This window comes from Sphingobacterium sp. UBA7855 (genome assembly GCA_002500745.1).
Classification (GTDB): domain Bacteria; phylum Bacteroidota; class Bacteroidia; order Sphingobacteriales; family Sphingobacteriaceae; genus Sphingobacterium.
On record DLST01000017.1, the window covers coordinates 262,247 to 275,774 of the forward strand.

A 13,528-nucleotide genomic window follows, 5' to 3' on the forward strand; every position below is an offset into this window, starting at 1 on the left:
ACAAATAAACGCTATACAAAAACAGCAGCGGGANNTCCCGCTGCTGTTTTTGTATACTAACGAATTATCTTGTCAATTGTCTCCTTATCGGATAGAAAATCTTTTAACAACAGTTTCAGAACCAGCCACTACCCTTACGAAGTAAAATCCTGTGGTTAATTTTCCGCCATGCTCAAAAGAAAGATTTTGAATTCCTGAATCCAGATTACCATTCATTAATTGAAGAATCTCATTGCCCAATGCGTCCATAACTTTGATAGAAACACCCGAAGATTTTGCCAATTTAAAAGAAAGGTTTATTTGCTCTGCAATTGGATTATAGAATACCTTAACATTATTGATCAGTTTCTCTGTTTCCTTGATCGTTTTATCACCTCCGAATGCCTCATTGCCGTCCCAAATATGTTGCGAAAAAGTATGGTCATAAGGAGACTTTGCATACACCCTTGCCCCCCCACTGCACAATGTCAGTGCGGATAATAGTGTCAAAAAAGCTGCTTTAAGTAGATTTCTCCCCATAGTGTTAAATTAGACTTCAAATACTGGTTACGGTTTAATCAAATATAACGCTAACTATTTGAATTATCAACAACAAAGTTAGTATTTTGTTTAAAAGTTTTTTGTCAAGAAGGGCCTTTCCAAGTTTCTTTTAACAAATTTTAACAGCTCTTGCGCATGTCAAAGGAAATGCTAAAATTTGGCGCAGCAAATGTACCTACTTAAAGTACAGGCAAAAAGTATATTTTTGCAGTATATTTTGAAATAAAATACTTGATAAATGGCAGACAATAGTCATCACAGCAGTATCAATAAGGTGAGTTTCGCCGGATTATTGATCAGTTTAGGAATTGTTTTTGGAGATATAGGAACCTCCCCGTTATACGTTTTCAAAGCAATCATGGGACAAGGAGCCATCCAAAAAGACCTGGTCTTGGGAGGACTATCCTGCGTTTTTTGGACGCTGACACTCCAAACAACCGTTAAATACGTTTGGATTACATTACGGGCAGACAATAAAGGTGAAGGGGGCATTTTATCCCTTTATTCTTTGGTACGTAAGCGCGCACCTTGGTTAATCTTCCCGGCGATGATCGGTGCTGCCACCTTATTGGCTGATGGAATGATCACACCTGCCATCACAATATCTTCAGCTATTGAAGGTCTAGACATCAAATTCCCTGGATTACCTACAGTTCCTATCGTTGTTACAATCATATCCTTATTATTTATAATTCAGCGATTTGGAACATCCGTTGTTGGAAAGGTTTTTGGGCCGTTGATGACCATCTGGTTTTCAATTATTGGCGTGCTTGGTTTATCCCATCTTCACCTTGCACCCGAAGTCATGAAAGCAATCAATCCCTATTATGCCTTTCATATTCTGATTACTTACCCGCATTCGCTATTATTGATTGGCGCGGTGTTTTTATGTACTACCGGAGCCGAGGCTTTATATTCGGATATGGGGCACTGTGGTAAAAACAACATCCGTATTAGCTGGATTTATGTAAAGATCACGCTGATATTAAATTATTTCGGACAAGGTGCCTGGTTATTGACGCAAGAGGGACGTGTTCTAGGTGGATCAAACCCATTCTATTCGATCATGCCCGATTGGTTTATCGGCTACGGTATCGCTATAGCGACAATTGCTGCTGTCATAGCGAGTCAAGCCATGATATCCGGATCTTACACCTTAATTTCGGAAGCAGTACGATTGAATATATGGCCTAAAGTTGCTATCCGCTATCCAAGCGAACATAAAGGACAGCTGTATGTTCCTTCCATCAATTTAATTTTATGGATAGGCTGTATGATTGTCATCTGGGTTTTCGAAGAATCCAGCCGAATGGACGCAGCCTATGGTCTCGCTATCAATCTAACCGTTTTGATGACGACGGTCTTAATGGGTTATTTTCTGTCGATGAAAAAAGTCAATCGTGCAGTGATTGCTATATTCTTGATCGCCTACTTTGTCATCGAGTTAACTTTCTTAGTAGGAAATGGGGTAAAAATTGCTCATGGTGGCTGGTTAACCCTGATGCTTGCCACGGCATTATTCGTAACAATGTACTGTTGGTATACAGCGCGAAAAATTAAAAATCGCTATGTCAACTTTATCAATATCAACAAATATTACCCCATCATCTCAGAATTAAGTGAAGACAAATCTGTGCCACCATATGCATCACATTTGGTGTACCTAACAAGCGCAAATTTTAAATCAGAGATAGAAGCTAAAATTATTTATTCCATTATAAATAAAAAACCAAAGCGGGCCGACGTATATTGGCTGGTACATGTTGACGTGATGGATCATCCACACACCAAAGAATATTCGATCGATCAACTTATCCCTGGGAAGTTAATACGAATTGATTTCAAACTTGGTTTTAGAGAAGAGCAACGCATCAGTTTATTGTTTAGAAAAGTTGTGGAAGAAATGGTGAAAAAAGGTGAAATTGACATCACTAGTCAGTACGACACCTTACGTAAACATAATATACCAGGCGATTTTAAATTTGTTGTTTTAGAAAAAGTACTTTCCAAAACCAATCAGATGACTTGGATAGAAAAGGTTATTATGGACATCTATGGTTACCTCAAAAAAATGAGCTTATCCGAAGAAAAAGGTTTTGGTTTGGATTCTAGTTTTGTTACCATAGAGCGCGTACCGCTCAATTTTCCACAGACTTCAGAAGTCCATCTCATACGAAAAGATTAATACTTCTCAAGGTGATGCTAAAGCATCACCTTTTTTATTCAATAGAATTGCATTACTTTTGTTGCAAATAATACATCATGGCAGACGCTAATCCAAAAAAGAAATTACATCCTAGAAATAGACATCTCGATAACTACAATTTTGAAGAACTGAGCAAAGTAGAACCCTCGCTCAAGGAATTTGTAATAGCAAACGCTTACAATGTAAAATCCATCGATTTTAACAATCCTGATGCCGTGAAGACATTAAACAAGGCGCTTCTAAAGAAATACTATCACATTCAACACTGGGACATTCCCAAAGAGAATCTTTGCCCTCCTATTCCCGGCCGCGCTGATTATATTCATTATATCGCCGATGTGCTTGCGCGCGACAACAACAATGAAATTCCAAAAGGCGGAAATATTCATATCCTCGATATCGGTGTTGGAGCCAATTGTATTTACCCGATCATCGGTCATCAGGAATATGGCTGGAGCTTTGTAGGTTCCGAAATTATCAAGAGTGCATATAAAAATGCTATCGAGATAACACGGACAAACATGAGCCTAAAAAAGAGCATACAAATACGCCTGCAAAATAATCCAAAGGCCATATTCAAAGATATCATCCTTCCAGGTGAAAAATACGATGTAGTGATCTGTAACCCGCCGTTTTTTAGCTCTCAAACCGAAGCTTTACAACAATCCATCCGCAAAACTACTGGTATAAAAGATGCTAAAATAGACGAAAAACCGGTGACACAAACTTTTTCTGGACAGGGAAGCGAATTATGGTGCGATGGTGGTGAAAAAGCCTTTCTGTCACGCATGATCTTTGAAAGCCAGTTCCACAAAGATCAAGTAAAATGGTTCACGACCTTAGTGGCACATCGTGAAGATATTCGCTTTTTACAGCACAAACTAAAAAAAATAAATGTAAAAGAGACTGAGGTAATCCGCATGGAACAAGGCAACAAAGTAAGTCGGATCCTCCTATGGAGATTCTAATAACGACATACAGGATATAAAAAAGGAGCTATCTTACGAAAAATAGCTCCTTTTTTGAATAAGATTTCAGCTGTTATACTTCCGTCAACTTGTTTAACTTAGAATGCTTATAGCCATACATAAAATACACAGCCAAGCCGACCACGAGCCAGATCACAAATATAATCCAATTACTAGCCCCCAATTCCGTCATCAAATACAAATTGATCAGGATACCAACGACAGGCAATAAAGAAAAGCTCATTTTGAAACTGTAAACACTTAGCCCGAGCCAAATCAGCCAAAATATAATGACGAGCATTTTATGTTCTATAATTTCAAGTGCCGACAGCGATTTCCATTCCTGTACCGTTCCCTGGCCGTATATAAAAATGAGCACAATAGCAATCAACAGTCCACCACCCACTACATATTTACCGTTGATATAAGGAACCTTAAATTTCGATTTTGCAGATAAGCCGGAATAGTCCATATACAATACGCCTGCACAAACAAGGATAAAGGCAAAAAAGGTACCCACGCTCGTCAGATCCACAAAGAAGTCCATTTTAAAAAATAACGATGGGATGGCTACCACCAACCCCGTGACGATCGTAGCGAAAGAAGGCGTTTTATATTTGGGATGGATCGTTGCAAATTTCTTCCACAACAGACCATCCCTGCTCATGGTCATCCAGATTCTTGGTTGAGCCAGTTGATATACCAGTAAGGCACTAGTGATGGCAATTACGGAAGTCACGGATATAATTCCCGCCATATGATCAAAGCCGACGTATTTAAAAACAAAAGCCAACGGATCTTTTACATTCAATTCTGTATAATTGACCATTCCTGTCAATACCAAGGTTATGGCTACATACAGTACTGTACAAATCAATAAACAATAAATCATGGCTTTAGGCAGGTCGCGCTGTGGGTTTTTACACTCTTCGGCAGTTGTCGATATCGAATCAAATCCGATGAAGGCAAAGAACACAGCGGCAACACTTCCGAGTACACCTTTAAGGCCATTAGGTGCGAAAGGAGTCCAGTTTTCGGGCTTTATGAAGAATATTCCACCAAATATTACCGCTAGAATAATAGCAACTTTGATCATCACCATGATCATACTCGCTTTTTGAGATTCCTTTATACCGATATAAACCAACCATGTGACCAAAAATGTAATGACCCCCGCTGGTAAATCGAAAATAATAGGTAGCCCTCCGATTCGTGGAGCGCTATTAAAAGCATCTAACCCATGCTGATCGATTGCAGTTAAGGCAGACGCACCATGCTGGTTCATTTTGTCCACAGCATCGTACGCGTAGCCTGGAGCCATGGATAACCAAGGAGGTATGTGAACACCAAAGCCCTCCAGCATGGAAACAAAATACTGCGACCACGAAATCGCAATAACCGTATTCGAAACCGCATACTCTAAAACCAATGCCCAACCGATGATCCAGGCAAACAATTCACCAAATGCCACATAAGCATAGGTATACGCCGAGCCCGAAACAGGAACTGTACTGGCAAATTGCGCATAAGCCAATGCCGTAAAAACACAGGCAAAAGCTGTAAAAACAAAGAGAAGTGATACTGCAGGCCCACCTTCATAACTGGCCAGTCCGATTGTGCTAAAAATTCCAGCTCCAACAATGGCGGCGATACCCAAAGAAACCAGATCTGTTACACCCAACACCTTTGCAAGGCCTGTTCCCTCCTCTTTTTGAGTGTCATGGAGAATCTGATCAACACTTTTCTTCCGAAAAAGTCTATGTGACATGTAAATTTAGTTTTGGTACTTAAAATTATGCGAAAATAAATATTTTCAAGGTCTTATACTATTGGTATTTTTTGATAGGCTAACTAAAGTCCATCAGCTCATATTGAATATACTGGTAAATTTCCTGATAATCGGCCAACCGTGTATGCAAATAGGAAATTAGCTGTTCTGTCAAAAGATGTCTTTGCTCGGCTGAAACATCAAAATGCCACAATCGCTTACAAATGTTGAAAAGCGCACCTGCAATTTTTTCCATTTTCGCATAGTCGTAAATATACTTCCAGTCTATAAACTGATGATAGAATTTTTCAAACTTCGGAATGTCATGAAGTTGATTTATTGCCAAAAACTTTCGCAGGGCATCTTGGTTGACATGTATTAGCGCGGCGTAGAATTTATCGATGGAAACAGCGCTCTTTTGTGTGAGTATATGATCCAACAAAAGCTCTAGGCCAATATGTGCCATAAAGGAAGGCCGGATAGGCATTCCCACCAAACTAGGCTGAATTTGTAATTTGAGCTGATGGGTATGATGAAAAAAATAGTTTGAATTATGAAAAAGTCGATCCACTTCAATATGACGGTTCCAACCGATATACATTTGCTCCAATAAAGGGTTATTCAAAAGCTCATCTTCATACTGACGAGGCTTTAGCATAAAAGATTTATCAGCATTCTTTAATAGATCGGGTAACAATCCACCTACAATACGTTCGGGGTTAGTGGCAAACCGCTCAAAATAAAAATGTGATAAAAAATTCATACCAGCTTATTAGCGTGTGGTTTTATACGGATTTATTCGCTCAATATACGCTTAATCTCCTATCTTTGCATCTTGTAAATTAAAAAATTAAATCCATTTAACAATGAGCTTTGTAGAAGAATTACGTTGGAGAGGCATGTTACAAGACATTATGCCGGGAACTGAAGACTTACTAAATAAGGAGAAAGTCGCTGGTTATATCGGTTTTGACCCCACAGGAGACTCTCTACACGTAGGACACTTAACTCAAATCATGACATTGATCCACTTCCAAAATGCGGGCCATAAGCCGGTGGCTTTGGTTGGAGGCGCAACGGGGATGATTGGAGACCCTTCTTTCAAATCTGCAGAGCGTAACTTGTTGGACGAAGCTACCCTACAGCATAATGTAGCTTGTCTGAAAAAACAGTTAGGCAAATTTCTCGAATTTGGAGAAGGTGAAAATGATGCCCAAATGGTTAATAATTACGATTGGTTTAAAGATTTTAAATTTTTGGACTTTATCCGTGATATTGGTAAAATGATTACCGTTAACTATATGATGGCAAAAGATTCTGTAAAAAAACGTTTAGAAGGCGACAATGGTCTTTCATTTACAGAATTTACCTATCAATTGATTCAGGGATATGACTTCTATTACCTATGGAAGCACCACAACTGCAAAATTCAGATGGGTGGGTCCGATCAATGGGGTAATATCGTAACAGGAAGTGAAATGATTCGTCGTCAGGATCAAGGAACAGCCTATGCCATCACCACACAATTGATCAAAAAAGCGGATGGCCAAAAATTTGGAAAGACAGAATCTGGGGCAGTATGGCTAGATCCAAAGAAAACTTCTCCGTATAAATATTACCAATTTTGGTTGAATACATCCGATGATGATGCTAAAAACTGGATCAAAATCTTTACGCTAAAACCTCAAAACGAAATAGAGGCTATTATTGCAGACCATGATGCTGCCCCTCATTTACGTTTAGTTCAAAAAGCATTGGCAAAAGATATCACCATTCGCACACACTCGGAAGAAGCTTATGAAACAGCGATCAAAACTTCTGAATTTCTTTTTGGAAATGGTTCGTTGGAATTCTTGGACAATTTAGATCATGAGGCTGTTCTGGAAGTATTTGAAGGTATTCCGCAATTCCAGATCGCTCGTACAGATCTCGCTACAGGCATCAATATTCTTGATTTACTGGCTGTTCAGACTCAAGTATTCCCTTCAAAAGGCGAAGCCCGAAAAATGCTGCAAGGCGGGGGAGTTTCTATCAATAGAGAAAAAGCTACGGATATTGAAGCCTCCATTACCATCAATCATCTGCTAAACAATAAATATATTGTTGCACAACGCGGTAAAAAGAATTATTACCTGATTATCGCAGATTAGTGATCAGCAATATCCTGGTTTAATAATCCATAAACATAAAAAAGTCCCTTTTGAAAAAATCAAAAGGGACTTTTTTACGCAATCCAAAGCCATTTTTATTCCGTTAAAAAAATAGGTCTGGTTATTTTATTTTAATAGTTTTTCAAAAGCTTTACGTGACGCACCTCTAAAATGCACCTCACCACAATATTGGTATCCCAATTTTTGAAACACGTGCAACATACCGCCATTATCAAAATTAGTATCTACCTTGATACTATAAACCGAATGATCAATTGCAATCTCCTCAACCCCCAGCATAATAGCCGTTCCCAGACCCTTTATATGGGGATCCTGCGCCGAGGCAAGTCTGTGTATACCGACATAGGGACCATTGCTCAACCATTCCCCTTCGATATCATCATAAGCAGGCTCCACATCAAAAATTATTGCAACATAACCTACAATCCTATGCGCTACTTCAACGACATGGCCATATCCTTTATCAATATCCGATTGTACGACATCCTCATTCGGATACCCATCTTGCCATTGCCTGCTGCCTTGTTCCTTCCTCAAGGCAATCGCCTGCTGTATGATCTCCCAAATTCGTTCTTTATCAGCTAATGTCGCTTTACGTATCTCAAACGTGTTCATGCTATCTCTTGTATTTTTTCGTAAAACTACATATTTTACTGCAACTCCAAGAATATCGAAAGTACGACAATCCATTACAGCTATTCACCATTCTTTTATCCGACCCATTTGCAGGGCATAGTATTTGCTAGTCCTTATACCTATCACGCTTTTTAGCGACATCTAAATTTATTCATGCATAAAAAACGACAAACTTAAAATAATAGATCATAGGAATCCTTAAATACTATCAAAATAACTAAGTTTGTAAGCAGTATAATTGTGAGCTTTTCAATGTCAAACAAAGGAAATACATTTAGGCAGACAGGAAATTCAGTTTCCGGCAAACGTGCCTCTCAAAAGGAATCGACAACATTAAAAAAAGAAAAAAGTCTAAAAAACACTGTGCCAACAGATTATTCTGATGCACAGCAAAAAGCGGTCAAGATATTAGGAATTTTATTGATCTTGCTTTCATTGGCTTTTGCCACAGCTTTCGTTTCGTATCTATTTACCTGGGAAGACGATCAAAGTTATATCGCTAAAACCAATGGCGGCTGGTCTACATTATTCCGGTCTGTAGAAGAGATTAATGACGAAGCGGTGGATCTACCTGTTGTCGATAATAAATTAGGGAAATTTGGGGCATTGCTTGCCAACCAGTTCATGTACGAATGGTTTGGCGTCGCATCGTTTCTTTTTATCCCAGTAATCTTTATTTTAGGTTATCGCTTGTTGTTTAAAAAATCTTTGCTACCATTGTACCGTACTGTGGTCTATTCCTTTATTGCCATCGTTTTTATTTCCGTAACACTGGGCTTCTTACATGGATTTATGGCCGACACTCCGCATATGCTCGAGGGTAAATTTGGCTTTTGGACCAATAAATTATTGGAAGCACAAGTTGGCATTGTCGGCGTTGGCTGTATATTAGCTTTTGCATACCTCACCACATTAATCTTATTATACAACCTAGATTTCAAATTTGTTCTTTTCAGCAACAGAAAATCCAGTTCGTTTTCGGGAGATATAGATCAGGAGGACGAAGATGAATACGCTACACAAAACCTAAGGAACAAAATTCATATCGAAGATGATTCCATCCAATCTGTACGGGAATCCATCCAACGGCCGACATCCATCAACGAGCGTTTTCAATCTGCCCGCGAAAAGGAAGTACAAGAAGAGCGTCAACGCCCTGCATTTACCCATCAACCAATACCTGATGTACAGATTGATCCAAAAGATAAAGTGGTACTATCATTTGATGATAGTCCGATGGATCGAACAGAGCATACACCATCTATCAGTTTTACAATTGACCAGCCGAATGAAGAATTCGAAGACGCGGAGGTACCGCTAATACGTGAATACCAACCGCCAGCTGTAGCGACTCCGTCGCAAAAAGAACCTGAAACATCACTCGAAATCGAAGCAGTGCCAGGTCTGGTTGTCGAAGATATCAAAGAAGAAAAAGAAATTACCGCCAGCGACCTTGTGGCGCAATTCGGACAATATGATCCAAAATTGGATCTTTCGGGTTATCAACACCCAACTTTGGATTTATTGAGAGACTATGGTGGGGGTAAAATAACAATCAATCAACACGAACTCGAAGCAAACAAAAACAAGATTGTTGATACCCTGAGAAACTATAGCATTGAGATCGAAAGCATTAAAGCAACCATCGGACCAACGGTAACTTTGTATGAAATTATACCAAAACCAGGGGTAAGGATTTCAAAAATCAAGAATCTAGAAGATGACATTGCTTTAAGTCTTGCTGCTTTAGGCATCCGTATTATTGCGCCTATGCCCGGAAAAGGAACTATCGGTATTGAAGTACCAAACTCCAATCCGGAGATGGTATCCATGCGATCGGTACTCGCTACAGAGAAGTTTCAAAAAACAGAAATGGATCTGCCTATTGCGTTAGGTAAAACAATCTCCAATGAAGTGTATATTGCAGATTTAGCGAAAATGCCCCACCTCTTGGTTGCAGGTGCTACCGGCCAAGGTAAATCAGTCGGTATTAATGCCATTCTGACCTCTTTGCTGTACAAAAAACATCCGGCTGAGCTCAAATTCGTACTCGTTGACCCTAAAAAAGTGGAACTCTCTTTATTCAAAAAAGTTGAACGGCACTTCCTTGCGAAATTACCTGATGACGGAGACGCCATCATTACCGATACTAAAAAAGTAATTAACACACTAAATAGCTTGTGTATAGAGATGGATCAGCGTTATGATTTGTTAAAAAATGCTCAGGTACGTAATTTAAAGGAATATAATTCAAAATTTATCAATCGCCGATTAAACCCTGAAGAGGGTCATCGATTCTTACCTTATATCGTTCTTATTGTTGATGAGTTTGCCGACTTGATGATGACAGCAGGAAAAGAGGTAGAAACACCAATTGCGCGCTTGGCCCAATTAGCCCGTGCAGTGGGCATTCACCTGGTCATAGCGACCCAGCGACCATCTGTTAATATCATTACCGGTACAATTAAGGCCAACTTCCCTGCTCGTCTTGCATTCCGTGTTTTATCAAAAGTCGATTCACGGACTATTCTAGATACAGGCGGGGCTGATCAGTTGATCGGTCGAGGTGATATGCTGCTGGCTACGGGAAGTGATCTGATACGTATTCAATGTGCATTTGTCGATACACCTGAAGTTGAACAGATTTCCGACTACATCGGTGCACAACGAGGCTATCCTTCGGCATTTATGCTTCCAGAATACGTAGATGAAAACGGTGATGGTTCTGGTAGTACAGATTTCGACCCCAAAGACCGCGATCAATTGTTCGAAGAAGCTGCCCGATTGATTGTCATGCATCAGCAAGGCTCAACTTCATTAATCCAACGTAAATTAAAATTGGGTTATAACAGAGCAGGACGAATCATCGATCAATTGGAAGCTGCAGGAATTGTAGGTCCATTTGAAGGTAGTAAAGCACGCGAAGTGCTCTATCCAGATGAGTATTCATTAGAACAATTTTTGGAGACGTTAAAAAAGGACAACTAAAATGAAAAAGCAATTATGGTTTATTGTAGGGCTGCTATTAATGATATACAGTCAAAACAGTTATGCACAAAATGATGCGGCTGCTAAGGCGCTATTGACAAAAGTGAGCCAAAAGTACAATACATACAAAACAATACAGGCCAACTTCTCATTGCTTATTAAACAAGCGAACGGAGGATCACATACAGATGCTGGAACCCTATACCTGGACAAGGCTAACAACAAATATCAGGTGAACACCAAAAATCAAGTATTGATATCAGACGCCAAAACACAGTGGAATATCATGAAAGCTGAAAAAGAAGTTGAAATTTCAGAAGCCAGCAATTCGACCAATGAGATCAACGCAACAAATATCTTTAGCTTCTATACGACTGGTTTTAAGTATACATTGACCAATGCCGAAAAGGTCAATGGACTTACATTGAATGTCGTGAATTTAACGCCAGTGGATAGCAAAAAAAACTATTCAAAGATAAAGCTGCGCATCAATAAAGCAACAAATTTGATCTACGATACCACTATATTTGATAAAAGTGGAAACCGCTATACCTATACATTAGCATCACAACAGGGCAATAAGGCACTTTCAGATAATCTATTCGTATTTAACAAGAATGACTACAAAGGATTCGATATAGTCGATTTAAGATAAAAATGCTTCGACCATATACGACTTAAAAAACACAGTGCAATAGAAAAGGCTTTNNAAAGCCTTTTCTATTGCACTGCAGGCATTATTGTAATTCAGCTGATTTTACAGCATATTCGGTTCCTGATCTAAGGTTTCCAATTCTTTATTCGCATAACGCGAATAGCCATGCTTCTGCGGATGTTCAATAATTTCCTTCATTGAAACAAGCTTGTATACATACGAACCCGTTTCATTATTCAACTTCAACGCGAAATAGTCATCCTTTTTTTGCCTCCTGATGGAGCCCTTTAGACTACCATCACCGACATTGTATGCAGCAGCCACCAAAGTCCAGTTTCCAAATTGGGCATACAGATATTTAAGGTACCTGGCAGCAGCATGCGTTGATTTAACAAGATCTTTCCGGTCATCGACTTTACCATTGACTCGCAATCCATACAAACGGGCTGTTGCGGGCATAAATTGCCAATAACCACCTGCCCCCTTAGAGGAGACTACAGCCTTACTAAGTCCGCTTTCCACCAATGGAATGTACTTAAAGTCCTCCGGAATACCATGTGATTTAAGGATCTTAGCGATCATTGGTAAATAGGTCTCTGCCTTTCTATGCATATCGTAAGATCCTGTCTTTTTAAACGAGAATCGATTGAAAAATTTGCGCAATTTACTTTCCACAAGCGGACGATCCATAGGTAAGGAATCTTCGGCAAATGTCAAGGAATTCATATAAGATTCCAACGAATTGACTTTTTCTTTCTTCTCGTCATCTTTTCCAGAATGAGCTGGAATTAAGATGAGCTTCGATTGGGCGATCTTACCTTCATTCGAAGCGTTGTTGTGTGGGGTTGAGTATAATTTCGACAGCAATAAAGCAAACAAAATTACGCTACTACATAAAACTTTCTTTCTTATCATTTACTCCCTTAATGCTATCCTATCCACGAGTCTAATCGATCAAAAAATAGCTTGGTTCAAATTCAAGGGTACAAAGGTAAACACTATTTATTTAAAAAACAAATAGTTACCTCCTACTCCCTTTAAGGCGGCTTTTTTAGCCTAAAAATGAAGTAAATTCAGCAAAAGACAAAAAGATAAGGATTTTTTCGCAAAACCCAAAATTATACCTAACTTTGCAGTTCACATTTTTAGTAAAACACAATGCCATTCAGCAATAAAAGGAACAGTCGTGATGACAACTCCAGAAAGTCACGAGGCAACTCAGACAGCTTCAAATCTAGAGGCGACAAGAACAATAGTTTCGGAAAAAAATCATACGGGTCAAACGACTCTTCTGAAAGAGGATCTTTCAGAAAAGATGATAATCGTGAAAATAGATCATTCGGATCTAAAAAATTCTCAGACAGACCATCATTCCAAAAAGATAATAATTCCTCCCGTTCAAAAGATAATTCAGAAAAATCATTCGGTAGAGGATCGCGTCCATTTGATAAAAATAATTCTTCAACATCTTTTGATAAAAAAGATTCCTTCAATAAATTCGACAGATCAGAGCGTTCTTTTGACAAAAGAGATAACTTCAAACGTACCGACAGAAATGACGGTCCAAGATCATTTGACAGATCAGAACGTTCTTTC

General features: G+C 39.1%; 11 protein-coding genes. 5 read left to right on the forward strand and 6 right to left on the reverse strand.

Features of this window, described 5'->3' with window-relative positions:
• Positions 1–84: 84 nt before the first annotated feature.
• A complete protein-coding gene (locus B2107_RS16390; RefSeq protein ID WP_293956725.1) occupies positions 85–519 on the reverse strand; it encodes a T9SS type A sorting domain-containing protein in 435 nt (144 codons plus the stop codon).
• A gap of 259 nt (positions 520–778) precedes the next feature.
• On the opposite strand from B2107_RS16390, the gene B2107_RS16395 reads away from it, so the two are divergent.
• Entirely contained in the window at positions 779–2,725 is a 1,947-nt protein-coding gene (locus tag B2107_RS16395; protein ID WP_293956726.1) for a KUP/HAK/KT family potassium transporter, read from the forward strand.
• A gap of 77 nt (positions 2,726–2,802) precedes the next feature.
• Complete coding sequence (gene rlmF / locus B2107_RS16400; RefSeq protein WP_293956728.1) at positions 2,803–3,714, forward strand: 23S rRNA (adenine(1618)-N(6))-methyltransferase RlmF; 912 nt, start codon at positions 2,803–2,805, stop codon at positions 3,712–3,714.
• A gap of 73 nt (positions 3,715–3,787) precedes the next feature.
• On the opposite strand, the gene B2107_RS16405 is transcribed toward rlmF, so the two are convergent.
• Together B2107_RS16405 and B2107_RS16410 are read right to left on the reverse strand one after the other, a co-directional pair.
• Positions 3,788–5,482, reverse strand: a complete 1,695-nt coding sequence (locus B2107_RS16405) for an amino acid permease (RefSeq protein ID WP_293956729.1) — start codon at positions 5,480–5,482, stop codon at positions 3,788–3,790.
• 79 nt (positions 5,483–5,561) lie between these two features.
• Positions 5,562–6,245 carry a hypothetical protein gene (locus B2107_RS16410; RefSeq protein WP_293956730.1) on the reverse strand — a complete coding sequence of 228 codons (684 nt, stop codon included), beginning with the start codon at positions 6,243–6,245 and terminating at the stop codon, positions 5,562–5,564.
• Positions 6,246–6,348: 103 nt separating this feature from the next.
• On the opposite strand from B2107_RS16410, the gene tyrS reads away from it, so the two are divergent.
• A complete protein-coding gene (gene tyrS, locus B2107_RS16415) occupies positions 6,349–7,632 on the forward strand; it encodes a tyrosine--tRNA ligase (protein WP_293956731.1) in 1,284 nt (427 codons plus the stop codon).
• A 126-nt stretch (positions 7,633–7,758) separates the two neighbouring features.
• Here the strand turns inward: tyrS and B2107_RS16420 are convergent, their stop codons facing one another.
• Positions 7,759–8,268, reverse strand: a complete 510-nt coding sequence (locus B2107_RS16420; RefSeq protein ID WP_293956732.1) for a GNAT family N-acetyltransferase — start codon at positions 8,266–8,268, stop codon at positions 7,759–7,761.
• A gap of 273 nt (positions 8,269–8,541) precedes the next feature.
• Here B2107_RS16420 and B2107_RS16425 point away from each other — a divergent pair, with 273 nt between their 5' ends.
• On the forward strand, positions 8,542–11,277 hold the full coding sequence (locus B2107_RS16425; RefSeq protein WP_293956733.1) for an FtsK/SpoIIIE family DNA translocase: 2,736 nt from the start codon (positions 8,542–8,544) through the stop codon (positions 11,275–11,277).
• 1 nt (position 11,278) lies between these two features.
• Entirely contained in the window at positions 11,279–11,932 is a 654-nt protein-coding gene (locus B2107_RS16430) for a LolA family protein (RefSeq protein WP_293956734.1), read from the forward strand.
• A gap of 102 nt (positions 11,933–12,034) precedes the next feature.
• On the opposite strand, the gene B2107_RS16435 is transcribed toward B2107_RS16430, so the two are convergent.
• The gene (locus B2107_RS16435) at positions 12,035–12,847 is read right to left on the reverse strand and encodes a lytic transglycosylase domain-containing protein (protein ID WP_293956735.1); all 813 of its coding nucleotides are present in this window, start codon (positions 12,845–12,847) and stop codon (positions 12,035–12,037) included.
• Between the two features lie 230 nt (positions 12,848–13,077).
• Positions 13,078–13,528: hypothetical protein (locus tag B2107_RS16440; RefSeq protein ID WP_293956736.1), on the reverse strand; the 451-nt coding region annotated here is incomplete at its 5' end.

Bases quoted from the DNA above. Each gene is read 5' to 3' on its own strand.
- B2107_RS16390 (WP_293956725.1), bottom strand. From the start codon at position 519: ATGGGGAGAAATCTACTTAAAGCAGCTTTTTTGACACTATTATCCGCA.
- B2107_RS16425 (WP_293956733.1), top strand. From the start codon at position 8,542: ATGTCAAACAAAGGAAATACATTTAGGCAGACAGGAAATTCAGTTTCC.
- B2107_RS16430 (WP_293956734.1), top strand. From the start codon at position 11,279: ATGAAAAAGCAATTATGGTTTATTGTAGGGCTGCTATTAATGATATAC.
- B2107_RS16420 (WP_293956732.1), bottom strand. From the start codon at position 8,268: ATGAACACGTTTGAGATACGTAAAGCGACATTAGCTGATAAAGAACGA.
- B2107_RS16405 (WP_293956729.1), bottom strand. From the start codon at position 5,482: ATGTCACATAGACTTTTTCGGAAGAAAAGTGTTGATCAGATTCTCCAT.
- B2107_RS16395 (WP_293956726.1), top strand. From the start codon at position 779: ATGGCAGACAATAGTCATCACAGCAGTATCAATAAGGTGAGTTTCGCC.
- rlmF (WP_293956728.1), top strand. From the start codon at position 2,803: ATGGCAGACGCTAATCCAAAAAAGAAATTACATCCTAGAAATAGACAT.
- B2107_RS16410 (WP_293956730.1), bottom strand. From the start codon at position 6,245: ATGAATTTTTTATCACATTTTTATTTTGAGCGGTTTGCCACTAACCCC.
- B2107_RS16435 (WP_293956735.1), bottom strand. From the start codon at position 12,847: ATGATAAGAAAGAAAGTTTTATGTAGTAGCGTAATTTTGTTTGCTTTA.
- tyrS (WP_293956731.1), top strand. From the start codon at position 6,349: ATGAGCTTTGTAGAAGAATTACGTTGGAGAGGCATGTTACAAGACATT.